The sequence below is a fragment of the Saprospiraceae bacterium genome, assembly GCA_016710235.1.
Taxonomy (GTDB): Bacteria; Bacteroidota; Bacteroidia; order Chitinophagales; family Saprospiraceae; genus Vicinibacter.
Map to the genome: position 1 here is coordinate 1,749,376 of JADJLG010000001.1, position 26,990 is coordinate 1,776,365.

Annotated in this window: 24 protein-coding genes; 7 read left to right on the forward strand and 17 right to left on the reverse strand. The window is 36.8% G+C overall.

Annotated features, from left to right (window positions below):
• Window positions 1-5 precede the first annotated feature (5 nt).
• Window positions 6-845 carry a hypothetical protein gene (locus IPI99_07185; GenBank protein ID MBK7340292.1) on the reverse strand — a complete coding sequence of 280 codons (840 nt, stop codon included), beginning with the start codon at window positions 843-845 and terminating at the stop codon, window positions 6-8.
• A gap of 876 nt (window positions 846-1,721) precedes the next feature.
• Between IPI99_07185 and IPI99_07190 the strand changes: the two genes are divergently transcribed.
• Both IPI99_07190 and rsgA read left to right on the forward strand, forming a co-directional pair.
• Window positions 1,722-2,486 (forward strand): geranylgeranylglyceryl/heptaprenylglyceryl phosphate synthase, encoded by a 765-nt coding sequence (locus IPI99_07190; protein ID MBK7340293.1) that lies wholly within the window; start codon window positions 1,722-1,724, stop codon window positions 2,484-2,486.
• Between the two features lie 3 nt (window positions 2,487-2,489).
• Entirely contained in the window at window positions 2,490-3,440 is a 951-nt protein-coding gene (gene rsgA, locus IPI99_07195) for a ribosome small subunit-dependent GTPase A (GenBank protein MBK7340294.1), read from the forward strand.
• Window positions 3,441-4,255: 815 nt separating this feature from the next.
• On the opposite strand, the gene IPI99_07200 is transcribed toward rsgA, so the two are convergent.
• The 13 genes from IPI99_07200 to IPI99_07260 form a co-directional block, all read right to left on the reverse strand.
• Entirely contained in the window at window positions 4,256-5,038 is a 783-nt protein-coding gene (locus IPI99_07200; GenBank protein MBK7340295.1) for a hypothetical protein, read from the reverse strand.
• Complete coding sequence (locus IPI99_07205; GenBank protein ID MBK7340296.1) at window positions 5,025-5,366, reverse strand: hypothetical protein; 342 nt, start codon at window positions 5,364-5,366, stop codon at window positions 5,025-5,027. The genes IPI99_07200 and IPI99_07205 overlap by 14 nt, the downstream gene beginning before the upstream one ends.
• Window positions 5,367-5,386: 20 nt before the next feature.
• Window positions 5,387-6,013, reverse strand: coding sequence for a hypothetical protein (locus IPI99_07210; GenBank protein ID MBK7340297.1), 627 nt, complete (start codon window positions 6,011-6,013; stop codon window positions 5,387-5,389).
• Window positions 6,010-7,737 (reverse strand): hypothetical protein, encoded by a 1,728-nt coding sequence (locus IPI99_07215; protein MBK7340298.1) that lies wholly within the window; start codon window positions 7,735-7,737, stop codon window positions 6,010-6,012. The genes IPI99_07210 and IPI99_07215 overlap by 4 nt, the downstream gene beginning before the upstream one ends.
• 319 nt (window positions 7,738-8,056) lie before the next feature.
• Entirely contained in the window at window positions 8,057-8,824 is a 768-nt protein-coding gene (locus tag IPI99_07220) for a hypothetical protein (GenBank protein MBK7340299.1), read from the reverse strand.
• Between the two features lie 13 nt (window positions 8,825-8,837).
• On the reverse strand, window positions 8,838-9,551 hold the full coding sequence (locus tag IPI99_07225; protein ID MBK7340300.1) for a hypothetical protein: 714 nt from the start codon (window positions 9,549-9,551) through the stop codon (window positions 8,838-8,840).
• A gap of 145 nt (window positions 9,552-9,696) precedes the next feature.
• On the reverse strand, window positions 9,697-10,428 hold the full coding sequence (locus IPI99_07230; protein ID MBK7340301.1) for a hypothetical protein: 732 nt from the start codon (window positions 10,426-10,428) through the stop codon (window positions 9,697-9,699).
• A 13-nt stretch (window positions 10,429-10,441) separates the two neighbouring features.
• Entirely contained in the window at window positions 10,442-11,152 is a 711-nt protein-coding gene (locus IPI99_07235) for a hypothetical protein (GenBank protein ID MBK7340302.1), read from the reverse strand.
• A 144-nt stretch (window positions 11,153-11,296) separates the two neighbouring features.
• On the reverse strand, window positions 11,297-12,028 hold the full coding sequence (locus tag IPI99_07240; protein MBK7340303.1) for a hypothetical protein: 732 nt from the start codon (window positions 12,026-12,028) through the stop codon (window positions 11,297-11,299).
• A gap of 14 nt (window positions 12,029-12,042) precedes the next feature.
• The gene (locus IPI99_07245) at window positions 12,043-12,756 is read right to left on the reverse strand and encodes a hypothetical protein (protein MBK7340304.1); all 714 of its coding nucleotides are present in this window, start codon (window positions 12,754-12,756) and stop codon (window positions 12,043-12,045) included.
• A 383-nt stretch (window positions 12,757-13,139) separates the two neighbouring features.
• Window positions 13,140-14,864 (reverse strand): DEAD/DEAH box helicase, encoded by a 1,725-nt coding sequence (locus IPI99_07250; protein MBK7340305.1) that lies wholly within the window; start codon window positions 14,862-14,864, stop codon window positions 13,140-13,142.
• A 377-nt stretch (window positions 14,865-15,241) separates the two neighbouring features.
• Complete coding sequence (locus tag IPI99_07255; GenBank protein ID MBK7340306.1) at window positions 15,242-15,553, reverse strand: RNA-binding protein; 312 nt, start codon at window positions 15,551-15,553, stop codon at window positions 15,242-15,244.
• 213 nt (window positions 15,554-15,766) lie between these two features.
• Entirely contained in the window at window positions 15,767-16,459 is a 693-nt protein-coding gene (locus IPI99_07260; protein MBK7340307.1) for a hypothetical protein, read from the reverse strand.
• A 113-nt stretch (window positions 16,460-16,572) separates the two neighbouring features.
• Between IPI99_07260 and IPI99_07265 the strand changes: the two genes are divergently transcribed.
• From IPI99_07265 to IPI99_07275, 3 genes are all read left to right on the forward strand, one after another.
• On the forward strand, window positions 16,573-18,438 hold the full coding sequence (locus IPI99_07265) for a glycosyltransferase family 39 protein (protein ID MBK7340308.1): 1,866 nt from the start codon (window positions 16,573-16,575) through the stop codon (window positions 18,436-18,438).
• A gap of 17 nt (window positions 18,439-18,455) precedes the next feature.
• Window positions 18,456-19,556 carry a DNA-protecting protein DprA gene (gene dprA, locus IPI99_07270; GenBank protein MBK7340309.1) on the forward strand — a complete coding sequence of 367 codons (1,101 nt, stop codon included), beginning with the start codon at window positions 18,456-18,458 and terminating at the stop codon, window positions 19,554-19,556.
• 185 nt (window positions 19,557-19,741) lie between these two features.
• On the forward strand, window positions 19,742-20,722 hold the full coding sequence (locus IPI99_07275) for an alkaline phosphatase (protein MBK7340310.1): 981 nt from the start codon (window positions 19,742-19,744) through the stop codon (window positions 20,720-20,722).
• 200 nt (window positions 20,723-20,922) lie between these two features.
• Here IPI99_07275 and IPI99_07280 read toward each other — a convergent pair whose 3' ends face one another.
• Complete coding sequence (locus IPI99_07280) at window positions 20,923-21,540, reverse strand: hypothetical protein (protein ID MBK7340311.1); 618 nt, start codon at window positions 21,538-21,540, stop codon at window positions 20,923-20,925.
• A gap of 39 nt (window positions 21,541-21,579) precedes the next feature.
• Window positions 21,580-21,957, reverse strand: coding sequence for a hypothetical protein (locus IPI99_07285; GenBank protein MBK7340312.1), 378 nt, complete (start codon window positions 21,955-21,957; stop codon window positions 21,580-21,582).
• A 466-nt stretch (window positions 21,958-22,423) separates the two neighbouring features.
• Between IPI99_07285 and fdhF the strand changes: the two genes are divergently transcribed.
• The gene (gene fdhF / locus IPI99_07290; protein ID MBK7340313.1) at window positions 22,424-25,165 is read left to right on the forward strand and encodes a formate dehydrogenase subunit alpha; all 2,742 of its coding nucleotides are present in this window, start codon (window positions 22,424-22,426) and stop codon (window positions 25,163-25,165) included.
• Window positions 25,166-25,318: 153 nt separating this feature from the next.
• A complete protein-coding gene (locus tag IPI99_07295; protein MBK7340314.1) occupies window positions 25,319-25,633 on the forward strand; it encodes a hypothetical protein in 315 nt (104 codons plus the stop codon).
• Window positions 25,634-25,987: 354 nt separating this feature from the next.
• On the opposite strand, the gene IPI99_07300 is transcribed toward IPI99_07295, so the two are convergent.
• The gene (locus IPI99_07300; protein ID MBK7340315.1) at window positions 25,988-26,965 is read right to left on the reverse strand and encodes a hypothetical protein; all 978 of its coding nucleotides are present in this window, start codon (window positions 26,963-26,965) and stop codon (window positions 25,988-25,990) included.
• Between the last annotated feature and the right edge of the window lie 25 nt (window positions 26,966-26,990).

Consider the following 26,990-nt stretch of genomic DNA (forward strand, 5'->3'; position numbering starts at 1 on the left):
GCTTGTCAATTGTTCCACATCACCCCAAAGGCTAAAGTGGCAATAACATGAATAAGTACAATGACGAACATGATGATTGCAAAGGGCAAATGTGCCACGTGCCAGTACCGGAAGAGCCGCTGCATTTGAGACAGATTTTTGATGCGATTTTGCAAGGAAAATTGGGATTTGTGCAAGGAGATAATTTTTGATTGCAGAGATTCAGGAATTTTATTTTCCCTGAGTTGTTTTTTGATGTGTTTGATTTGTTCCCTGGATGATATGGGATTATTTGCTGAATTTGAAGTGCCTACTTGATAGTTATTTGATTCAAATACTTCAATACCTTGTGGGAGGGATTCTTTGATTTTCTGTTGGAAAGTGGATATGTCAGCATTGATTTCTGCGAGACTGAGTTCCCTACCTTGAATGGTTCTGGGAATTCTAATATAAATGAACCGGCCAACAACACCCGATGCGACTACAGCTACCATGCTCCAGAATGCAATCGAAACAATTCCCCCAAATTTAAATGCAGTATGATATAAGATCAGGACAGGCCCGAGAGTGCACAAAAAGATGTGGAACTCCAACCAATATTTTAAAACTCCGATTCTTCTCAATCTTGGGGACCTTTTGCGTATCATGTAGCCAAAAACACCAATCATTATCAGCAATGTTCCGCTAATCCCAAGCCCATGACCCAGGGTTCCCGCCGGATCTAGTAATTGATGTAAAGGATGATAAAATCTCTCTTCCAATGCGGTATTGTAATAACTGTATCCACCAATTCCCAAGCCAATCGTGACTGCGACGACTATTGCGGTAAGAATTCCGATATACCAACGATGTACTGAAGGACTCATTCGGTCTTGGTTTTGAGCTGATTCGACTGTAAAACTAAGAATTTTCAAATTAAGGATACTTCCAAAAACCTTCTTTGATTCAAAAATTCATAATACAAAACAGAATAAGACCTGACAAAGATATTAATACGGCATTCTAACTGACTGTTGAACACCGAAATTCTGTGAAGTTGAATGAAAAGCTTGAATTTCATTCAAGCTGGTTTTTGCGCAATATCGACGTATTTAGGACTGCCTTTATAATTTGAATTTGAGCCAGCCGTTCATTTTTTATATTCAATTTTGACTACTGATCTCCGTTTTCCAATTATCGTCGCTGAGGAATTGTATTTGCAAGTATTCATTTGTTCTATGTGTTTATTTGTTTATTTTCGCTTTGGCAGGTTTAAAAATTTGCATCGGAGGATTATATTTTTAGGTATTTAATTATACTTTTATTGGAGCTGAATCTTAACCAAAATTTTTTCGTTTTCAGAGATCGAGTAAATTGGAAGCGAGGTATTTTTTTTTTGATGAAGTGATTAATTAAAAATACAACAGCTCATATTGATTTTTGGATTGTAGTTTGTTACATTGTTTGGACCGCACCTATCATTTGGTGGCTTTTAAAATAATTTGCGAATTCATCGAAGGTTATTTTTAATCTGAAGCGGGATTTTATCTTTAAATTTTCAGAAAAATTATTTTCAAATTTGTAATTTGTATTGATATTTCTATGCGTTTTTTTTGTTTTCAATTTGGCGAGTTAGAAAATAAGAGTATGTATAGTATGGATTTGCTAAAAATTTTATAATACGGGAAGATGACTATGAATCAAAATGGATTGAATGAATCAGGGTGTAGTCGGATTTGTTGAAAAAAACTACCTTTGGGTAAATGAAACCTCATATTCTAACGGAATGGCAGAAGAGAAAAACTCAGGGAAGAAAGAGCCTTGCGGTGTTGATAGATCCTGACCATCAGAAATTAAGGCATCTAGAACTCATCATTGACCTGTCTATAAGAAGTAATGTCGATTATTTTTTTCTTGGTGGCAGTCTTATTTTTCAGGATCGTCTTGAAGAGAGTATTAAGCTGATTCGGGAAAATTCCAGGATTCCGGTGGTACTGTTTCCGGGAAGTGGATTTCAAATTAGTCTTAATGCCGATGCTTTACTTTTTTTGTCGCTGATCTCAGGACGCAACCCGGAGTATCTAATCGGCAAACAGGTTGAGGCTTCAGCTAGATTGCATGCATCGTCCCTTGAGGTGATACCTACGGGTTACATGCTGATTGATGGCAAAAGCAATAACACTGCAGCCTACATCAGTCAAACTCAACCAATCCCTTATGACAAGCCCGAAATCGCACAGGCGACAGCACTGGCAGGCCAGTTTCTTGGTTTGAAGACCATATTTATGGATGCAGGGAGTGGTGCCAGACAAACTGTTCCACTAGATATGGTCACAAAGTTGTCAAGAGTGCTCGAGGTCCCCCTGGTAATCGGTGGCGGAATTCGGGATGGCGAGAATGCATATCAGATCTTAAGAGCAGGAGCGGATGTCATTGTCGTAGGCAATGCTATCGAAGAAGATCCTTCGTTGATCCGGTCATTGTCTCATGCTGTACAAGAAGCTGTGAGCCTTACTGCCAAAAAATAAAGGATGAATACAGGCAAGGTAATGCGATCCACAGGCAGTTGGTATGAAGTGTTGGAAACAGTCAGTATGAAAACTTTTGCATGCAGACTTGCCGGTAAAATGAAATTGGAGCATCGTGATCTCACAAATCCTGTCGCAGTAGGTGACGTAGTGGAGTTTGAACCCGAAGGCGAGACAAATGGTATCATTCATTCTATAGGGACACGGGAAAATTATATCGCGAGAGAATCACCACGCAATAAACACCAATTGCACTTGCTCGCCTCAAACGTGGATCAAGTATTATTGATCACTACCCTCATTCAACCCCATTACAAGGCGGGCTTTGTCGATCGATTTCTTTTATTGACAGAGCCACAAAATATACCTGTTATCATTGCCTTTCACAAGTCAGATTTATGGCAAGAAGAGGAACGATTATTTTTTGAGGAGCAGGTTGGAATTTATAAGGGAATCACCAGGTCGGTGATATCTACATCGCTGTTTGATGAACGAGAAATCAAGCTTCTCGCAAGTCTGCTTCAAGACAAAACGACATTAATTTCAGGGCAATCCGGTGTCGGGAAGAGCAGTGTACTCAATATACTGTATCCTCAGTTACAGTTGAAAACCGGAGAAATATCAGAGAGTAGCGGTAAAGGAACCCACACGACGACTTTCGCAGAAATGTTCAGTATTGACACCGCTCATTTTATCATTGATACGCCGGGTATCAAAACCCTGAGTTACAATAACCTGAGTACGATGGATGTCGCACACAACTTCAGAGAATTTTTTCAGTATTCGCAAAATTGCAAATTCGGAGGAGCGTGCCTTCATCGCAATGAGCCATATTGTGCTGTTCTCCAGGCTTTGGCAGAAGGTCAAATCAGTCCTATCAGGTACCAGAATTACCTCAACATTCTTGATGAGATAGAAGGAAAAAATTATTGGGAGCGAAAGAAAAATTTCTAATACTCATGCGATCAATGCAATTTCAACAATCCAAACAATGAACAGTTAGAAAGTCAGGAGTAAGTCCAGTTTCGCATCTGCACTTTCAGAATCAGATCACATTTAAAATAGAAGGAGAATCAGCTTTTGCAGTCGAAATTTGTGCATTAGATCGCGGTGGGTTAAAATGAAAATTAGTAAGAATATGGTCAACTTCTTCAATATTATATATCCCCTTGAAGAGATACGTTATAATTTACCTCACACTCAATCAAAAATTTCATCATATTGACGGAAATAGATTGTATCTTGATAAATGACAATTCTATAATAAGTATTTTTTTTGTAAAACAAGCTTTCGTTTGGTTTTAGTATGTCCTTTATTTCATTTTTATCTACTCTAAAAATATTATCACTTAATATAGTTTCTAAACTATCTTTCTCAATAAAATAGACTAATGAATCATAAGTAATTTCATGATATTTTTTTCCAATAGTTCCACTCGTGATTCCATCGGTTTAAAATTTGATAATGACAATTTTCCATTGAAAGAATAGGTCAATCTCTTACTTTCATTGTAGTCATATATATCGTATGCTCTACTTATAGGTATGTTTATTAGATCCTCTATTCTCTTGTGCTTTTGTCTCTACACATAGAAAAAAATAGAAAAATTATCCAACTTAAGATTAGAACTATTTTGCAATTTAAAAAGCTTGAAACTTTCATTTTTAATACTTAATTTTGTATGGTTTGGCATTGGATATTAAAGAAACTATACTTACAGCTCTCGTGCTCCATTCTACTAGTTTTTGATTTAAGAATTTTTAAATATTTATCTTTCCGAAATTGTAATGAAATCCTGCTCAACTTCAACAAATCTACTTTTATGAAATAACTTTTTAAGTTGCTCGTCAAGTTTTTCTTTAGTTGAAACATCTAACTTGATATAAGGAAGAACAACATCATCAGAATTAATAGTTTTCAATTGATGCTTGGTCATGAAATAATAATGATACTCTAATTCAGAAGAATTAAAATCTTTAAGATAAGAAATACTATCTTCCATATAGCCATTCAACGAATTAAAGGAAATTGAATCGATTTCAGGTATATCTTGACCATTGAAACTGTTAAAGTCTAATTCCAAGACTTGAGCAGCATACTTTGATTCTTCAAGGAGTAAATTATACTTTGATAGAATTTCATGCAGAACATCTGACTTAAATCTACCTGTAGACACATTCACTATTTTTACTATTTTATTCTTGTATTGCTCTGGAATAGTATAATTATTCTCAGGAAATAATTGATACAATGATCTGATAACAAAAGGCATATAATCAACCAACATACAATCGCCGTTCGGCGTAATTAAACTAAGAGGCTTAGTAAATTCATTTGAATCTAATTCTTCAATGTAAAATCTACTATTGTGGTTAGTGAAGTAATTAATATTATACTTTTTATCTAGAAGTAAATACTCATTGAAAAAATTCTGTAAGGATTCATTTAGATCATTTGGCAATGAATCAATATTTTGTTCTTGAGCATTAACTTCATTCATTAAAAGTATTAATTTGACTATTAATAATAATATTATTTTATCGACACCCATAATCAGATTCTGACAATGTCCAGCCACATCCAGGCATGTATATTGCATTTTTATAACTTACACAATTCTGACTGTTACATTCTGTCGCCGTATTATAACCAGTTGCACAAGAAGACTGGGTTAAATTGAATTTAAACGTTTCTAATATCATTTTATAACACAAAAATGATGGAATTTTATTATTGCCTAAAGTTTGCACAGCATCAACCAGACCCGTAACACTAGTCAATGCCAAGCTGACACAAGTTTGAAAACTTGCGCCAGCAGAGGGAATGCCAGCACAGTCACACCTTGTACCAGCAGAGGCATGTAAAGCTTTCAACTTCATATCATTTCAACCTCAATTTATTATAATGTCAATCGTTTTACAAAATTTTTCTTAGGCGAATGAACATGATATTCATTTGCAAGTATTTTATCTATTAGTGTCTCATTAAAATGCATTTTAACAGAGCCATTCATACTCTCAATTACTTGTAACATTATTTTCTTATTATTAGATGAATAAAATAATAATATTTCGTCAATATTAACTATATATTCCAGTTCATGACAATTATGAGATTTTACAAAATTTGCTGCTGGGTTTATAAAAAATTCATCGTCATTCAAATGTGCCGATATATGATTACTATAAACTTCTATTTTTGAAACTTCAAACCAGTCCATTGATATTCCTTGCCCTTTAGAGTAATCCTTATTACTATTGCTAATTCTTAAATTTACAATTTCATATCCACATTCATCTAAAGTATTTTCACCTCCAAAATCTAAGTTGACAACTGATTCAATTCCATTTAGAGATACTAAAGTTAAAACACCTGGCCAAGCAACTTCTATTAACTTGTCTTGCGAATTAAATCTTATATATTGAGACTGATCAAAATCAAAACTTGTTAAGCTTTTTCCTAATAATGATTTTAATAATCTTAAATTCGTATTAGAAATGAAAATTTCTTTTGTAATACTTGTCATTGCAATCTTATTTTGAATTTAACACCTCCAGGTAATTGAATCTGAATAGCTGGTCCATTAAAACTTGCATCAATATAACTTGTTAATATAATTCCACTATAATCAAGAATTTTCACATTTCCATTTTGAATCCAATTTTTACCTAACTTTGTACCTAGTAATTCTAAGAATTCTTCAACAGATTTACTACCTAGAGACACAGCAAATTGCCCAACATTGCTAGATCCTTTTTTTACCCATTCGAGTGCGTCTATAAGACCTAATTCATCTATTATCTCCGAAATAGCCTTAAAGATAGAGCTATTTGCACCAAGAAAAGTCTTTAATTCACTCAATGACTTATAAGCTTTAAAAATAGCATTTCCAATTGAAGCTGCATCAATAGCTACATCAGCAAGCATAGTGCATGGAATGATTTCTGTTAGAATCGACCCGAATGCTAACCCTGCTGCAAGATAATCACCTGCCGCATAAGCAGCTTTCAATTCAACTAAGTCGAATCCTATTCCAACAAATGGTATTAATTTCCCTGTCTTCTTTAGTATAACTTTTGAAGCAATCTTTTTTAGCAAGTCGGCATCTAATTCTGCCCCTGGAAAGTCTAATGCTAATTGCTGAAGTTCATTCTTAAGAATCTCTGAAATCTCGGCCTTAAATTCATCTACTTTTGTTTTATTTGCGGTATTCCGCTTACATTCTTTATCTTCTTTGTAATCCTCCCACTCCTCAGCAGTGAGTCCAGAATCTCTAAATTTAAGATATTCTTGGATGCAATCTAGTTCCCCTATGCTATCTATTGAAATTTGCTTTAATCCTGCTATTTCAAAGAGACAATCAGGATCGACCAAAAGCAACCATTGGTAGATGTCAAACTCGACCTGGAAGTAGTTATTTAGTTTATCAATGACTTTTGTAATGAGTTTGAGTTCATATTCTCCAAAGATATCTCTTATATTTATTCTTGGATTATTGTTAGAAGTTCCACCACCTCCGCTACCATAGTTTCCTTCAGATGGGCCACCAGAACCCCCAAATTGCCCATTATAACCGGAAGTATTTCCGGTACCGGTACCTCCACCACCAGTTCCGGATCCTTTCCCATTAAATATATCTCCTAGCCAATCGAAGAAATCGGAAAGTAAATCCCCAAATCCAGATCTGAATGATTCCCACCATGAATTACTAAAGCGAGGACATTTTATAGGCCATCCACGTGTTGTTATAGTATTAAGATTAGTTTCTAATTGTGAAAAGCAAGTATCAAGATAATTGTACATTTCTCCATGATAATATTCACAGAGAACACCTGCTTCAAAGTCCTCGTTAATTTGGAAGGAAATTCCGGTGAAATTATCTAAAGTAGGTGAGATGTTGAGGGAATTATAGTAATTTTTATCCATCAATAAAACGAGCATTCTTTTTGATATATTCTGGAGTGAATCTCTCAAGAATACCATTGTAGCGTCACAATATTTATTTGTGTTAAGCGAAGTATCTTTTATAGGGACAAATAATATAGCTTGAGTAGAAGGGTAAGGGTAATAAGCTAAATTCCAAGCCAGTTTTACATCAGGAAGGGCAGTAGGCATGGTTTGTTCATCAGACCGAATTGTGAGAGGTTTTGATTTAATATAATATTCTTTTGCATTTTCCACAGTAATAGGAATAATATTATACTCAGCAATCTCATTTTTTTTCTCACAGGCCCCAAAGATTATGGACATTAGAATTAAGAAAAACAATAAAGACATAGAATTTATTCATAGTAGTATTTTGTTTTTTAAAAATTTGTAATTTGATGAGAATTAGTATTTAGAAACAAAGATATCAGAATACAGCGTGCGAAAAAATACCCTATCTTGGGTATTTTTAATAATCAATAATTTTTGATATAATAAAGTCAAATTTATAGCTATTCCAATAAAAAATGAATCCTTTATAGATTAATCAAAATCGACTATATATTATAGTCTGCACATTCAAGAAGGGCATATATAAAATATATTTAATTCTATAGTTGCTTTCGGCTTTAAAAGTAAGCATTCAATATATCAAGATATATCTTTTTGAATAATTACTATTAATTTTTCTGGAAATATGGATTCTTTTCCTGAGCCTATATTCTCTCATAGTTTCAAGACCATAGTACATGGCATAATAGTGCTGCATCCCATGAAAATTGTTTTGAAAGAAAATGGGTATGATATAGTCGAAGATCAGGTCATCACTGTCTAAAATGCCCTGATAGTCGATCTCTATGGGGTAGATCGCTTTTGGAAACCAAAAGATGCTGTCGTAATAATAGCCGTACTCGGAAGGATGGAACTTTAAGTTCAAAGAGATCTCAAATTTAGTATAATTTTTTCTCAGCATTACTTTCTGGAAATATGCATTGGAATCCAGTCTTTCACCGGGATTGATCAGGGAGTCTTTTAATTGACTGATAGACCTGACATGCGCACTCTGATAAAATTGGAGAGTGTCATATACGTAAATCTTCCATATTTCAATGGAGTCAAAGGATGCTTCTAAATTGTACCCTAGTTTATTCAATTTCTTTTTGACAAAATTTATTTTTTTCTGCTGAGAGTTTTTAGTTCTGAGGCAGTTTTTTATTTCTATTTGGGGAAGTTGTTCAGGCAATAAATTATCGAATACTATATCTCTTCCATTCACGCCACAGAAATCTGTAAGAATTATATCTGCACGACCGAAATTCGGCATCGTATCAAGTGTAATGGAAGGCTTTGCAATAATACAAGCCGCTGACAAAGTAAGGAAGAAAGTGGAAAGAGTGGATTTATATTTCATCGGCATATATAGATTAATTTCGCTGAAATACATGGATTCTTTTTCTGCGCTCAAAGCTACGATCTATCCAAAGGCCATAGTAGCTATGGTAAAATTGGAGCATTGCAGGATAATTATTATGGAAGAAAATGGGGATTTCGAATTTGAATTCAAAACCGATTGTATCTAATATCCCTTTGTGGGTCATTTCTATAGGGAATTTTGCTTTAGGATACCAATGGCCCATTTGGTAGGGACTATGAAATTCGTCAGGTCCTTGAGGAAAGTCTATAAAAAATTGATTCACCTTACTAAACCAAATTGTGGCCTGTGAATAGCTATATTTATTTTCTTTATCTTCAAGGACAAAGTTTTCATTATCCTTTGATTCAGATTTCATCATATCTGCATTTTGAGCAAATTTTGCACTATCCACTACATATACCGTCCATTTTTCTATAGTGTCGATGGTTTCTTTTATTATAACATTTATTTTCTTTAATTCTTTTCGTAAGTATTTTATTTTTTGACGTTGATCAGCAGAGTAAATTTTATTTGGGACTGCTATTTTATATAGATATATTGGTTCCTTATTGTACCAGATAATATCTTTTGGACTATATCCTAAAATTTGATTAATAGCATTTATCGTTAGAATAGTGTCTTTGATAGGAGATGGGCATTCGGCAAATGATTCGATTTGAATAATATTTATTAATAAAAATGGGAGTATAATTAGTTTCTTCATATAAAGGAGTATATAGTATTAATTATTATTACAGATGCGGACATATTCAGTTTATTCCATATGGTGGACACTAAAAATCTATTGCTTAATCTCCAGCTAAAATAGCTAATCTTCCAAACATAGCAACCTTATTTTTACAATGAGCTCACTTTGCTCTGGAAAGATGGATTCTTTTCCTGAGCCTATATTCTCTCATAGTGTTAAGGCCATAGTACATGCCATAATAGCGCCGCATCCCATGAAAATTGTTTTGAAAGAAAATGGGTATGATATAGTCGAAGATCAGGTCATCACTGTCTAAAATGCCCTGATAGTCGATCTCTATGGGGTGGATCGCTTTTGGAAACCAAAAGATGCTGTCGTAATAATAGCCGTACTCGGAAGGATGGAACTTTAAGTTCAAAGAGATCTCAAATTTAGTATAATTTTTTCTCAGCATTACTTTCTGGAAATATGCATTGGAATCCAGTCTTTCACCGGGATTGATCAGGGAGTCATTTAATTGACTGATAGACCTGACATGCGCACTCTGATAAAATTGGAGCGTGTCATATACGTAAATCTTCCATATTTCAATGGAGTCAAAGGATCTTTCTAAATTGTACCCTAGTTTATTCAATTTCTTTTTGACAAAATTTATTTTTTTCTGCTGAGAGTTTTTAGTTCTGAGGCAGTTTTTTATTTCTATTTGGGGAAGTTGTTCAGGCAATAAATTATCGAATACTATATCTCTTCCATTCACGCCACAGAAATCTGTAAGAATTATATCTGCACGACCGAAATTCGGCATCGTATCAAGTGTAATGGAAGGCTTTGCAATAATACAAGCCGCTGACAAAGTAAGGAAGAAAGTGGAAAGAGTGGATTTATATTTCATCGGCATATATAGATTAATTTCGTTGAAATACATGGATTCTTTTTCTGCGCTCAAAGCTACGATCTATCCAAAGGCCATAGTAGCTATGGTAAAATTGGAGCATTGCAGGATAATTATTATGGAAGAAAATGGGGATGGTAAATTGGAATTGAAAACCCATAGAATTTAAGATTCCATTATAGTTCACTTCAATTGGGAATTTGGACTTAGGATACCATTCAGTGATATCATATGTTGTATTTTGAGGGTTTGGGAAATCATAATCTATTAAAAAAATGGAGGATTTGCTAAATTTTATAATTTGTTGTGAGTATGTATTGGAATCAATTTGTGGCTCTGCATCGAAGCTTCCATTGTTCCTATTAATTTTTTTTGATATTTTTGACTGATTTATGAATCTTGAGCTATCTAGAATAAAAACTTTCCATAATTCAATAGTGTCAACTGTTTCAATTATTTTAAACCCTTTTTTCTTTAATTCTTTTCGTAAGTATTTTAATTTTTGACGTTGATCAGCAGAGTAAATTTTATTTGGGATTGTTATTTTATTTTGATATATTCGTTCCTTAATGTGCCAGATAATATCTTTTGGACTATATCCTAAAATTTGATTAATAGCATTTATCGTTAGAATAGTGTCTTTGATTGGAGATTGGCATTCGGCAAATGATTCGATTTGAATAATATTTATTAATAAAAATGGGAGTATAATTAGTTTCTTCATATAAAGGAGTATATAGTATTAATTATTATTACAGATGCGGACATATTCAGTTTATTCCATATGGTGGACACTAAAATCTATTGCTTAATCTCCAGCTAAAATAGCTAATCTTCCAAACATAGCAAGCTTATTTTTACAATGAGCTCACTTTGCTCTGGAAAGATGGATTCTTTTCCTGAGCCTATATTCTCTCATAGTGTTAAGGCCATAGTACATGCCATAATAGCGCCGCATCCCATGAAAATTGTTTTGAAAGAAAAGGGGTATGATATAGTCGAAGATCAGTTCATCACTGTCTAAAATGCCCTGATAATCGATCTCTATGGGGTAGATCGCTTTTGGAAACCAATAGATGCTGTCGTAATAATAGCCGTACTCGGAAGGATGGAACATTAAGTTCAAGGAGATCTCAAATTTAGTATAATTTTTTCTCAGCATTACTTTCTGGAAATAGGCATTGGAATCCAGTCTCTCACCGGGACTGATCAGGGAGTCTTTTAATTGACTGATAGACCTGACATGCGCACTTTGATAAAATTGGAGCGTGTCATATACGTAAATCTTCCATATTTCAATGGAGTCAAAGGATGCTTCTAAATTGTACCCTAGTTTATTCAATTTCTTTTTGACAAAATTTATTTTTTTCTGCTGAGAGTTATTAATTCTGAGGCAGTTTTTTATTTCTATTTGGGGAAGTTGTTCAGGCAATAAATTATCGAATACTATATCTCTTTCATTCACGCCACAGAAATATGTAAGAATTATATCTGCACGACCGAAATTCGGCATCGTATCAAGGGAAATGGAAGGCTTTGCAATAATACAAGCCGCTGATAAGGTAAGGAAGAAAGTGGAAAGAGTGGATTTATATTTCATCGGGCATACATAGTTTAATTTCGTTGAAATACATGGATTCTTTTTCTGCGCTCAAAGCTACGATCTATCCAGAGGCCATAGTAGCAATGGTAAAATTGGAGCATTGCAGGATAATTATTATGGAAGAACATGGGGATTTCGAATTTGAATTCAAAACCGATTGTATCTAATATCCCTTTGTGGGTCATTTCTATAGGGAATTTTGCTTTAGGATACCAATAAATATTATCATAGGGAGTTTGAAATTCATCATTACCTTGAGGAAAGTCTATAAAAAATTGATTCACCTTACTAAACCAAATTGTGGCCTGTGAATAATTATTTTTATCTTCCGTATCTTCAAAGACAAAGTTTTCATTATCCTTTGATTCAGATTTCATCATATTTGTATTTTGAGCAAATTTTGCACTATCCGCTACATATACCGTCCATTTTTCTATAGTGTCAATGGTTTCTATTATTTTTATTCGCTTTTTTTTTAGATCTTTTTTAATAAATTCATACTTGTCTTCTTGTTGTTGATTATAGATATTGGCAGGTATGATTGTTTTATAATTATACATTTTCTGCTGACCATGCCAGATTATATCCTTATAAGGATAGCATAGTAACTGAAATATTGCATCTTTTATAGTCAGAGAATCTATTTTTATATCCGAGATTTGACCATTAGTATTATTGCATATTAATAATATTATTAAATATGATATTATAATTCTTATTAACATTTTAAACTTTTGAATTTAGTTTCTCGATTTTATCTTGACCAATTCTAGGCATATTGAGTATATTGCTTTAATGCTATATTTGTTTGTTGAGTGGGAGTACAAGTAAAAAGTTTACTTTCAATGACTAAAGATGCATTATTTACGATATGTTTGAAATAAGATGGCTTTGGGTGCACGTACATGCCCAATAGGTATGTCAACGTCAAGTTCAATAAATAATTGTGTCTTTCAAAGAAAAGCTTAGGGATTTCTTTTTTAAAAGAAGTGCTTAAATAATGCTAATCTAAATCGCTTTTCAAATGCAAAGCAAGTTAAAATTTGGACTTAGTGGCAAATTTGAATTGTTGTCAGTCAAACCTGAATTAAATCAATAAGAAAGAGACCTATTTTTTGTTCTTCTTTTTTGATCTTTTGTGCCCACTTTCTGATTGTGGTCCGCGAAATTCTTTTTGTTCGTCTGCGCTTTGAATTCTGACAGGACGGCCTTTGTATTGGCCCAATTTTGGTTTGCACATTTTTTCAGCACTTTCCGGATCGGTCATAAAAAAAGAATACACTCCTTTCATTTCAATATCCTTCACCTGTCTGCCACTCACTTTTGTCATTTGAAAGATGATTTCTCTTAGTTCATCATATTTCAAACTGTCTTTTTTTCCAAGATTAACAAAAAGTCTGACGTCATTTCCCGATCGGCTTCGTTGTCCCTGTGTTCTTGATCTTGAACCCGAGCCCGAACTATAATCTCCGGAACTCTTACCAAATTTTTCTTTAGGTCTTTCTTCAACATTCAAATCTGTGGAATGAGCATATTGGGCGGTTATTTTTTTGAGTTCTGCCTGAAGTATTCTTTGCACGAGCTCTTCTTTGGACATTTGCATAAGTGGCCATATCCATTCATTTTTGAAAGCCATGCTTTCATCGCTGGTTTCTTCGCTGCTGGCCGTAAATTCATCAATGAAGTTTTTCACACGCGTCTGTATGACTTCTTCACCTTTTGGAATGAGATATTTTTCAAATTTGACACCTGCTAATTTTTCTATCTGATGCAGCTTATACGCTTCCTTAGTATGTAGCAATGCAATACTGTATCCTTTCTGTCCTGCGCGAGCGGTGCGACCACTTCTATGTGTATAATTTTCTATGTCATCCGGGAGGTGATAGTGTATGATATGCGTCAGATTTTTTACGTCTATTCCTCTCGCAGCCACATCTGTCGCAAGCAAAGCTTTGATCGCTTTATGTCTGAAACGATGCATGACTTTGTCTCTCTGCGCCTGGGCCAGATCGCCGTGAAGACAATCAGCGCTATAACCATCTCTGACCAGATGATCACTGAGTTCCTGGGTCTCGATTTTAGTGGTACAAAATATGATGCCGTAGAAATCTTCATGAAAGTCCATGATTCTCTTTAGAGCAGAATATTTGTCTTTGGCGTGAACGACAGAATATTGATGGGTGATATTTTGTTGGGCTGTATTTTTTCTGCCTATGGTAATTTCAATTGGGTCTTTCAGGTAATCGTTTGCTATCCTTCTGATATCCGGCGACATGGTTGCAGAAAACAATCCGGTAATCTTTTCATCTGGTGTATGGGAAAGTATAGATTCCATGTCTTCTCTAAATCCCATATTAAGCATTTCATCAGCTTCATCGAGTACAACAACCTGCACATTCTGCAATTTGACAGCTTTGCGGTCGATGAGGTCCATGAGGCGTCCCGGAGTAGCGACGATGACCTGTGCACCTGATTTTATATCTTTGATTTGATTGATAATACTGCTGCCACCATACACGGCAACGATTTTAGTGCCTCTCATTTCTACGGCAAACTTCTTCAAATCATTGGTGATTTGGAGGCAAAGTTCTCTTGTAGGCGAAATGATCAGGGCTTGTGTGACAGGTGACCCGGGATCAATATTTTGTAGGATGGGGAGTCCGAAGGCTGCAGTTTTTCCTGTTCCTGTCTGAGCCAGGGCGATCAGATCTCTCTCTGCTTTTAGAAATACCGGAATTGCTTGTTTTTGTATGTCAGTGGGTTCTTCAAATCCTAATGAGGACAAAGCGTTGCATATGGAAGGGTTTAAGCCTAATTGCTGAAAATGTGGCATGAAAATAAATTGAAATGTAATTTTTTTAAAATGTTGGTTGTTGAAGTTCGCCGACTACTTTTACTGCTTTTTTTTTTGCTTTTGTTTTTATTGCGTGATTGTCTGTCAGCAATGCTTTCGCAAAATTTCTGCCGGGATTTGAGCCTGTTTGTATTAGCTTTTGTTAGTTGCTGATGGTCGGAGGAACGGAGCTTATTGAGAGCGCTGATATCTCGGGAAGCATTCAGCGTTAAAAAAACATAACCTGCTCCTTCTGAGAAGCAGGCTATGTCTTATAAATCTTCAGATATTGAGTTCAGATACTAGTTGGTGACTTTATAGGAATCACCCGAGTAAGAAACCAAAGCTCAAAGATTTACCAAAATCGCCTGGTCAGATTATCTCCTTCTGAAGCGATTGTCGTTGTTACCTCCTCCTCTTGGATTGAATGGTCTTCTCTCTTTTGGTTGAGGTGGTTTAGCTTCTGAAACAGAGATGTTACGCTCTTTTACAGATTTTTGATTCAACTCTGCAATTGCTTGCTGAGCTTCCTCGTCATTTGGCATTTCAACAAAGGCGAAGCCTTTTGATTTGCCGGTCATTTTGTCTGTAATGATTTTTACAGAAGCAACTTCTCCGATTTCGCTAAACATGGCCAACAGTTGGCTTTCCTTGATAGAATAATCAAGGTTTCCTACGTAAAGATTCATTTTAAAAAAGAATTATAAATAAAAAAAAATTTTGACAAGGGATAAATTATAGATATTGACGTGAACCCATTAGGATGAACAGATGATAAGAACAAGAAAACATACAGCAAAGATACTGGTTAATTTTCAAATCAAAACAACTATTTATCAAGATTAATTCCCGGGTTAACAGAAATTTAAAATCCGCGCGGTAAAAATGGCTGAAATCTCTCCTCAGTCGATATCTTGACTTCTTTTGTTGCCATTGCAAAAGATGAGCGAAAGGCCCAAATGGTGAAACTTGAGCTTGTCGAGCGGGTCGCCGGAGTTCAAGTCCTTGGCGACTTCATTCAGGTTTGTTGATGTCCAGCGCCATGCGAGATAGGGCTGCAATGCAATATCCAAAAATGATCCTGCCGCCAAATAAAAGTTAAAGTAAATGTGAGATCCAATACCTGTGGAGTTGCCGAGTGTCTGCTTGGAGCTCAAGCCGGTATGTCGCTCTGAGACAGATGTTATCGTATAGTCCAGGCTAAGACCGAAGTCCATCCAGGGATTTCCGAATTCATGAAATACCGAAATATCATGAAACCTGTGAAAGTACTCCTTTTTATAGCTTTCATTGCCCATAACACCTTGTGCGTCATTCCTTAAAAATTGCGCTCGCCAACTCACACCCAAACCATACCAATCCCATCTGTTGCGCAAGCCTATATACAAGCCGTGGGAGAAGGTCAGGGGTTTAAAATTTGTATTCACCCAGCTGTTTTGCTTCCCAAAATCTTCAAGAGCCCTGTTGTATGTTTCATTGAGATGGTAAGATAATCCATACCCGACTTGCAGGTTGAATTGTGCAGCCATCATCTGTGGCAAACTGAGGGTGGCCAGTAGCAGGAAGATCTTTGCTGTATTATTTTTCAGGTACATACCGGAGACAAATGTAAAACATTCATATCTGCTTTTTCCTAATATATAATCAAAATCCTCTATTTTCGCCGTTAAAGCCCAGATGCAATCACTTCACCAAATTTGTTAAGTTTATGAAAAACTGGTTTGTCACATTGAGTTCGAATCCCGTTTTGGTTTGGATATTACTGGGTTTAGTTGCATGGGGTATATATTTTCAGACATACCGTTATGGCTTTGCCTTGGATGATGCGATTGTGATTTCGGAAAATAAATTCGTGGAAAAAGGTGTGGATGGTTTGTACTCCATCTTTGCTAATGAAAGTTTTACCGGTTATTTTGGAAAGCAGACTTCATATGTTGCAGGAGCAAGGTATCGACCACTCTCAATAGCAAGCTTTGCCTTGGAATATGAATTGTACAAATACAAACCTGCTTATTCACATTTGATCAATGTGTTTTTATACTGGATATGCTGTGGGTTGATATACTTTGCAGTGCGAAAATTGTTTTCGTACCGATTTGAACGGGAAGCTTCATCTCTGGTTGCTTTTGTGACCGCTATGATATTTCTTGTGCATCCAACTCATGTGGAAGCTGTAGCTAACATCAAAGGACGAGACGAAATCATGAGTACTCTGTTTGCTGTGGCAGCCCTGATATGTACATTGAAATATCACGACACGAGAAAATGGATTTGGACATGGGTCACAGGAGTGATGTTTTTTTTGGCATTAATGTCAAAAGAAAATCCAATAACTCTGCTCATCGCTTTTCCGATACTACTTTATTATATCAGTGGATTCACTTGGAAAGAAGCCTTCCGCTATATGATACCATATGGAGTTTCTTCCCTTGCATTTATTTTATTGAGGGTAAAGGTGATCGGATATCTCTTTGATACAAAATTGAAAATAGTAGATTTGATGAATGATCCTTTCGTGGAGATGAATTTCATCCAAAAATGGTGCACAATACTCTATACTGTAGTTTGGTATATCAAATTAGTGTTCGTACCACATCCCCTGACACATGACTATTATCCCTACCATGTGCCGATCATGAATCCATCCAGCCCCGGATTTTTATTGGCATTAGCTACTGTGATACTCAGTCTTTGGATTGCCTGGAAATGCAGAAAATCACATAGCATTGTGACCATGGCTATTTTATTTTTTTACATCACATTGTCCATTGTATCCAATGCCATATTTCCAGTGGGTACTTTTATGAATGAAAGATTTTTATTTTTACCTTCCCTTGGTTTTTGTATTTTGCTGGGGTATTATTTTTATACCTGGTCACAATCTTCACGGAAGCAATTGCATTTTCTGGGAATCGGCGGAGGTTTGGTGATTCTATTGTTATTTTCCCTGAAATCATTTTTAAGAGTGCCGGCATGGGAATCCGGAGACAGCTTAAATTTGAGTGCTATAGGTATTTCAAAAAACAGTGCCCGGATAAATCTATTTACAGGAGTTACTTATTTTCATAAATATGAAAGTGAAAGCGATCAGATAAAAAAATACCAGGATCTGGATATCGCTGAGAAATATATCGACCGCGCTCTTGAGATTTATCCACGATATTCTCAGGGTCATATAATGAAAGTCGGTGTGTATGCTGAGAAGTATAAAAAGGACAACGACCTGGTGCGATTTTTACAATCGATCAAAAAGAGCGCAGGCATGTATCCCGAACTTACATTCACCAATGAGTTTTTGACCTACCTGAAAAAGGAAAACAGCAATCATGCAGAACTTGCAAAGTTTTTTAAAGAAGTGGGCTACGATGTGCTGTACAAAAAAAATAGAAACTATCCATTTGCAATCCAATATCTGAAAGATGCACAGGCGATGGATCCGCTAGATGGTACTGTGAATCAAATGCTGGCAACTGTGTATTTGGATTATGCAAGTTTTGGTAAATTGGAACCCGGTCAGGTAGAATATTTAAAACAACAAGCGGCAGCATTAATGCAATCCAATATGAAGCAATAATCACTTCGTAAATTTCTATGGAAGAGCTCTATTATTTAATTGCCCTAAGCCAGGTAGATAAAGTAGGCGATGTGACTGCAAGGACTCTGATCAGTTATTGTGGTAGTGCAGAACAAGTTTTCAAAACCAAAGCTTCGCAGTTGATAAAAATTCCTGGTATCGGAGCATCGACTGCCCAACATATTAGTAAAGCTGTACCCGATGAATTGGCTCAGGCACAATGGCAATATTGTATGAAGCATGGGGTCAAAATCACTAGCTATTTGTCCGACGATTATCCCCATCGCCTCAAGCATTATCCGGATAGTCCTATACTCCTCTATCAGCGTGGCTCTGCTAACTTAAATCCTGAAAGAACAATAGGGATTGTAGGAACGAGAAATATGTCATTGTACGGAGAAGCGCTAACCGAGGCATTGGTGAGAGATCTTGCCGGAATGCAAATCAGCATCTTGAGTGGATTGGCTTATGGTGTGGATACCCACGCCCATAGAAGTTGTGTAGAGCACAATATCACTACCATTGGTGTGATGGCCACAGGAATTGACCGCGTATATCCTTCAGAAAACAGAAGACTCGCTGATCAAATGTGTGAGAATGGCGCGCTGATTACCGAATACCCAATCAAAACCGACCCTGATCGGGAAAATTTTCCACGTCGCAATCGTATCGTGGCAGCTATGTCGGATGCTTTGGTTGTGATTGAATCGGCCAGGGATGGAGGTAGTATGATCACAGCAGCATATGCTTTCGATTACAACAAGGACGTATTTGTCTTTCCGGGCAGGATCACTGATTCCGGATCGTCAGGCAACCATTTGTTGATCAAGCAAAATAAAGCCCAGCTCATTGAGAATGCAGCGGACCTAAAATGGGCTATGGCCTGGTATGATGAGACCGCAAGCCCGGCAAAACCTAAACGCGAGTTGTTTTATGAGCTGGACGAAATGGAGAGATGTATCGTTGGTTTACTCCAGGATAAGGGTGAGTTGCACATAGACCAATTGAGTCAAATATCGGGATACACTCAGGGCCAATTGGCCAATCTGTTGTTACAACTTGAGTTCAAAGCTATAGTAAAAACCATGCCAGGCAAGCGTTATGCATTATCTTTGTAGCTCAATTGAAAATTATGTTGAAGAAGGGAATTTTGATCTGGAGTGTATTGTTCAGTACGGCAGTTTTGATTCAATGTAGGAGCTCGAAAGACATTGCTGCGAAGGAGTCACGTCAAGCGCCTATACCTACTCAAAAAGACCATCAACACAGTGATAAAATTCTACATCCTAAAAACATCATCCTCATGATCGGTGATGGAATGGGAATCCCACAGATGACAGCAGGAATGTATATGAATCACAATTATCTCCCCTTGGAGCGCTGCCCGGTGATTGGGCTCCACAAGAGTTATAGCGCCAACGATCTCATCACCGATTCTGCTGCCGGTGCCACTGCTTTTTCTATAGGGAGGAAGACAAATAATACTTACCTCGGTGTGGACTCAAGTAAAACATCGTATGAAACGATCCTAGAATATAGCAATAGGATAGGCAGAGCGACCGGTATGGTTGTTACCTCTACCATCGTTCATGCTACACCTGCGGCTTTTATGTCTCATCAATCCGGTAGAGAAGACTATGAGGCAATCGCATTGGATTATATGGATATTCCTGCTAATCTCCTGATCGGTGGTGGAAAAAAGTATTTTGAAAGAAGAAATTCCGACAGTCTTGATCTGGTAGCACAGCTCAGAAAGAATGGGTATGAAGTGAGAGATTACTTTGAGCAGGATTATATGAATTATACCCTGCCAGATGTCAATAAGTTGGTTTATTTTACAGCAGATGGAGATCCTTTGCCAGCCTCAAAAGGAAGGTCCTATCTTCCAAAGGCTGCATCAGATGCCTGCAATTTTTTGAAAAATAAATCCGAAAAGGGCTTTTTTATGATGATTGAAGGATCACAAATAGACTGGGGTGGACATGCCAATGATGCATCATATGTTTATACAGAAGTGATCGATTTCAATAAGGCAATAGAAAAAGTATTAGATTTTGCTGCTGCAGACGGTCAGACCTTAGTGATCATCACAGGAGATCATGAGACTGGCGGGCTTGCGATTAACCCAGGTTCCAAAATGGGAGAGCTTGTGACCGCTTTTACCACAAACAAGCACAGTGCCGACCTCATTCCGGTGTATGCTTTTGGTCCCGGTTCAGCATCATTTTCAGGAATCTATGAAAACACAGCCATATATACGAAGATGATGCAATTGCTGAAGTAGACTATACCGGGCAATTAATCTAATTTAATCAAGTTCTATACTGATTTGCAATTGAAGAGTCGAGAATCCTTGGATAAGGACCGCAATCATTTCGATAAAATATAAATCCCGAATCGTTGATATACGAGTTAGTTGTCTAGGATTTGATGATCTCGCTTGAATCATAATTTTTCGTGGATAAAATGTATGCAGCCGAAACATTAATACGAAAAAATACAGACTTTGCTTGGATTCTCTTCAAACTCATTTAATTCATAGATTTTCGAAATTGTACCATCAATAATATATTCGTATTCTTTTATTTTAATGTCCGGATCCAAAAGGTATTCTTTAATATATCTTCCCTCGGAATTGAACTCACAATTATAAATCTTCGAATCAATAACAGATTCGATTGATTCGATCAGGCCTTTTTGATTGTATGTGATCTTGTAATGATCTGTCAATGCAACGTCAGAATTGTAATATTTTACTTCGATAGGAATTCCCGATTTGGAAGTGATTTCTTTTCTTACCAGAAATAGTTTATTTTCTTTTACGTTATATTTGTAAACCACTAGACTATCATAATTATCTCCGTATGATTTGTATGCATAATCTGTTTTAAACTTTGTAGTATTTGCATTTTGGATGGAGGGATTGAGTATTTCTCCATTCATAAGTTGGTATTGGATATATTCTGTTTTATTTGGTTTTGAAACAATATCAAGTCTTATGCTCCCAAGGACATTGTCAAAGTCATATCCCGTGATTTTTCCTTGACTGTCTAGTTCAGCTTTTACATCTGATTCTATCTTGCATTTTGCACATTTGCGCATTGTCGATTGTATAATATTTCCATCAGAGTTAAGAGTGGTTCAAATAAATTCATTGTAATATGGGGCCGTTGGATAAACAGTTGTTCTTTTGACTAGTCGACCTTTTTCGTCAAGACTATCTGTGACAGTACAAAATACTGATCCGTCGGTATTCCGTGTTGTTGAGATATATTTTATATTGTCGAGGGATCTGATTTCTTTGGTTTGGTCTAATTTTAAATTTAACTCTTCGTTTTTATAAATAGTATTAGCTGAAGAAGCTTCATTTACGACGGTATAGTATTTTTCAGTAAGAGGTAATTTTCGGTTGAGATTTTCGTAGGTGTTAATTTTGTGTAGGTAGAGATCTAGGATGGATTGTGTACTTCCAGATTGGTGCATGGCGATGATGAAAAGTAATGCAACTAAAGCTTTCATGATTCATTTGGATCTATAATTGTGAATGAATTTTAATCAACCTTTGATAGACTTGCAAACAATACTTTGAAGAAATATTTTTATCATTGAATAAATCATCTTTAATTTAATTCTTTTAAATTCAAATTGGTTTATGCTCATAGTAAATTTGGTAAACAATTATAATTTCTTTCCAGAATTATTAACACCAGCTTAGATTTTAATCTCTTCAAGAAAGGAAAGTAGATCTAATGAAAGATTAATAATTTACTATTTCTCTATCATTTGCCTGAATCATTCTGATCAGTGGATATTATTTTAATCGGACATTTGCATGAGGGATCCGGAGTGCGGACACTTTGTGGACGGTGCGCAGCACGGAGCGATCAGCGAACCATGTAGGATACCGACCCGGAGCGAAGCGATCAGGGGCATGCCCGGTTTTAATAAATTATTATTTTTTCTGAAGTTGGCTTATCTTCACTCTATGAAGACTACTTTTCTGGTGCCAGACAAACTGCCTGCTATCAAAGAAGCCAAAATAAATGGTAAGTCCTACGGATTTCAGACCGGAGAAACAATATTATCTTTTGTAAGGAGGTATTTTGGACAAGATTATATTCCAACCTTATGTGATTCGCCTCAACTAGAGGCATTTGGATCTTGTCGTGTTTGCAGTGTTGAGGTAAGCAGAGGAGCGGGTCAGGCATTCAGGACTGTGGGATCTTGTCACACTCCGGTGGAAGCGGGAATGGAAATATTGACAGAGAGTGAATCAGTCCAGAAATTAAGACGAAATATCATAGAGCTTGTACTCACTGACCACCCTTTAGACTGCTTGACCTGTGAGGTGAATGGCAATTGTGAATTGCAAGACGTTGCAGCCAAAGTAGGTATTAGAAAAGTGAGGTATCCTGAAGGAAAAAATCATCTTGACAGGCAGAAAGATCTCAGTCACCCGTACATGACCTCCGATCTGTCTAAGTGTATCATGTGCTATAGGTGTGTACGCGCATGTGACGAAATTCAAGGTCAACAGGTGCTCAATGTGATGGGTAGAGGATTTGACAGTCAGATCATCAAAGGCATGAATCAGAGTTTTGCCGAGTCAGACTGTGTCAGTTGTGGCGCATGTGCACAAGCCTGTCCAACATCGGCCATTTCGGATGTATTCCAGAGCAAAGCCCTGGTAGGACAGACGAAAGTCAGGACGGTATGCACCTATTGTGGGGTGGGATGCAATCTAGAAGTCAGCGTCAAAGACGGAAAAGTACTCAGTATTCAGGCCCCATATACGGCAGAGGTCAACCAAGGACATACCTGCTTGAAAGGAAGATATGCGTTTAAGTTTTATAAACACCCTGACCGGATCAGAAAACCAATGATTCGCAATGCTGATGGAGGATTTGACGAGGTGAGTTGGGATGAAGCTTATGACTATATTACCTCGAAATTGAAGGATATCAGGACGAAACATGGACCCGACTCTATAGCTGGTATTTCATCTGCCCGATGTACCAATGAGGAAAATTATCTCATGCAAAAATTTATCCGGGCTGTGATCGGAACCAATAATATTGATGGATGTGCACGTGTTTGTCATTCACCAACAGCATTGGGGATGCAGCGAAGTTTTGGTACAGGAGCTGCGACCAACAGTATTGAGGATCTCAAGTTTACCCATGCGATCATGGTGATTGGTGCCAATCCTACGGAAGGGCACCCGGTGACAGGTGCAAAATTGAGGCAGTTTGCCATGAAAGGCAAGACTTGCATTGTGATCGATCCACGCAAAACTGAATTGGCCAAATACGCCACGCATCATCTTCAACTAAGGCCCGGAACTAATGTTGCTGTGCTCAATATGATGCTGCACGCTATCGTCAGCGCCAAAGCTTATGATCGACAGTTTATCGAACTCAGAACCGAAGGTTGGGAAGATTTTAAAGAGAATATACTTTCACTCAACATCGCGGAGCTTGAGGAAGTGTCCGGAGTAAGTTACTCCGCAGCCCGTGACGCTGCCATTGCATACGCAAAAGCTGAGAACGCCATGAGTTTTCATGGTTTGGGCGTGACAGAGCATTATCAAGGTACTTATACGGTTATGCTGATTGCCGACCTGGCTATGATCACCGGAAACATTGGCAAGCGCGGATGTGGGGTGAATCCCCTCAGAGGACAGAATAATGTTCAGGGAATGGCGGACATGGGCGTTCAGCCATATCAGGGTGCAGGCTACCTCGACCATACACAGGAGGAGATCAGGAAGCAATACTCAGAGTTTTATGGAGCGGAGGTGCCTGCAGCCGCAGGATACAAAATACCTGACATGTATGATGCTGCGATCCGTGGCGATCTTAAAGCTATGTATGTCGTTGGTGAAGATATGGCTCAGTCAGATCCAAATACACTCCATGTGATCAATGCCCTAAAATCTCTAGATTTACTGGTGGTCCAGGAACTCTTTATGACTGAGACTTCTAAACTGGCGCATGTTGTACTGCCCGGAGCCTCCTTCCTGGAGAAGGAAGGTACTTTTACAAATGGGGAGCGCCGGATTCAGAAAGTGAATAAGGTGGTTGAGCCTGTAGGAGAAGCGAAATCAGATGGTCAGATCATTATCGATCTGATGAATCGCATGGGTTACAAACAGGCAGATTATAAGGCGGATAGTATGCTGAGGGAGATTTCTAAGATAGTACCTTTTTTTGCCGGTGTCAGTTGGGAGAACTTGGGAGATAGGGGAAAACAATGGCCTGTAGCTGCCGATGGCACTGACACCCAGATATTGCATCAAAAAGAATTCAAGCGAGGAAAAGGCCAGTTTGTTTTCCGAGAATATGTGGAGACACCGGAAGTATTGGAATATGCCGCTGAGTTTCCATTTATCCTGACAACCAATAGGGTATTGGAACATTATAATGCAGGAACAATGACTCGTCGTACCGGAAATGCAGAGATCATTACGGAGGATTTATTATTGATCCATCCCAAAGATGCTGCATCTTACCATATAGCGGAAAGAGATTTTGTAGATATTGAGTCTGCAAGGGGCAAAATCAGTGTACGTGCACATCTTACAGACGAGGTCAAGCAAGGTGTGTTGAGTACGACTTTCCACTTTCCTGAACTTTTCGTTAATATTGTGACATCTTCGATACATGACAGCATCGCCAAATGTCCTGAATACAAAGTGGTGTGCGTAAAGATTTGTAAGAAGCAATAGATAATTAATAACTAGCAGTAAACCATTTTTTAATTAGTAAATCTTTTTTATAACGCTTCTAAAAATTTTTGCTTAAAGAATACTTTTCCTTGCTATGAACTCTTCATGTAACAGGATGATGACAAAGGCACTGCGTCCAAATTTTCAGAAGTTTTGCCTGGAAAACAGTGGGTAGTTTCAAAATTATTGCTCAATGGCTTAGATGTTACTTCTTCTAGTCTTGATGACTGCGAACGAGATGACACTATTGAGTTTAAAGCATTAGGTGTTCTGGAGTCCAAAGACAATGCAATTAAGTGTCAAGGAGTACCCGAAGTCGAAATCACAGACTGGAGTTTAAGCAGCGATGAAAAGAAACTTACCTTTAACGACACTGAAAACACAGTAAAAAGCTTTTCCGCCACACAGTTTACTTTAGAAGACAGTGAATTTGGATTTACCGCCACTGCTATTTATACCGCCAAGTAAATATTTCCCGGTCATTTTATGAATAGGGTTCACATTGCAACAAACAAATTCATTGTGTATAAATGATATGCTTGATTTGAAATGTGAGCCCTATTATTTCATGTACATTTATATCAGAAGTATAGTCATTTATAGTAGAGCAATTGCAGAATAAAGCCCTATCGCAAGCCATATTTATCATAAATTCTATTCTTAAGTTGTCAATTGAAATACTGAAAACACTTTTTAGGTAAAACTGATATGTGCTTAACGGGATGTCAGAAAGTTGATACCAAAGGAGTAGATTTATTTTTGTTTATCCAGTTTGATTAATATAGGGGAGCAGGTTAAAGGATGAAAAACTAAAATTAGGCTTTATTTATTTGCTTTGAGATTCAGAATTTTCTGAATTAGCCATGGGGAATTGTTTAAAGTATAACTAAAGTATGGAACCGGATAAGCACCAAAACCTCTAAAGAATCTTTCAATGGGTTCTATCATGCTTCCATCAAAATCCAGTATAGTATAGTTGCCTCCTAATATTCTAACACTTTCTGAAATGATCAAACTCATAGCTCCGGAGTTTTTGTATTTAGGAATGGTGGATCCTTGATAATAAATCATTTTGTTTTTATATAAAAAATATATCATCCCGGCGATTGGAGTCGAGTCTTTATACGCGATTAAGGTGCAACTTCTACCTGAACTGTAAAAGTAGCTGGAGTTATTTGATAAGGCTTTCAAATATTTTTGATCAAGTTTTTTGATAAGTTCCGGTTTGGCAAGTTTGAGTATATCAATTACGAGGTCCGGATTATTTTCTACTTCGATTCTAATGCCATTTTGCTGCGCTTTTTTGATTTCTCTTCTTACATGCGATGCTGCTTCGCCAATAAATACCTCGTACCCTTTGGAGATATCAACCCAATAAGTATACTTTATTGATTGGTTCCACCCTAGCCATCGAAGCGCCATTCCGTAGTTATATTCTGGAGCAAAATTGTACTGGAAAAAATGAATGTCTTTCGGAATAGCCACATGAATAGTCTGGATTACTTTTTTTTGAAGTTCATATTTTTTGTAAGTATTATCTGAGTATGCTTTCATTATTATTCCAATGTATTGGCTGAAAATAGGCTGAATGGCGTAGTTAATTAAGTATTTTCTCTTTACGCTGAATGGGAGGATGGCAAGCAGCTCAGAACCCTCATAAACCATTATTGCTTTCCAATCTTCAAGTAAATGAGTCAGATAATTGTATAAATGATAAATGTTCCCATGAGGACTGCATTCAATAAATCGGTTCCATTCCTGCTCATCAATTTCCCGGAAATGTAAAAGCTTGAAAAACATTGTGGACTTGTTAAAAGTTAAATTA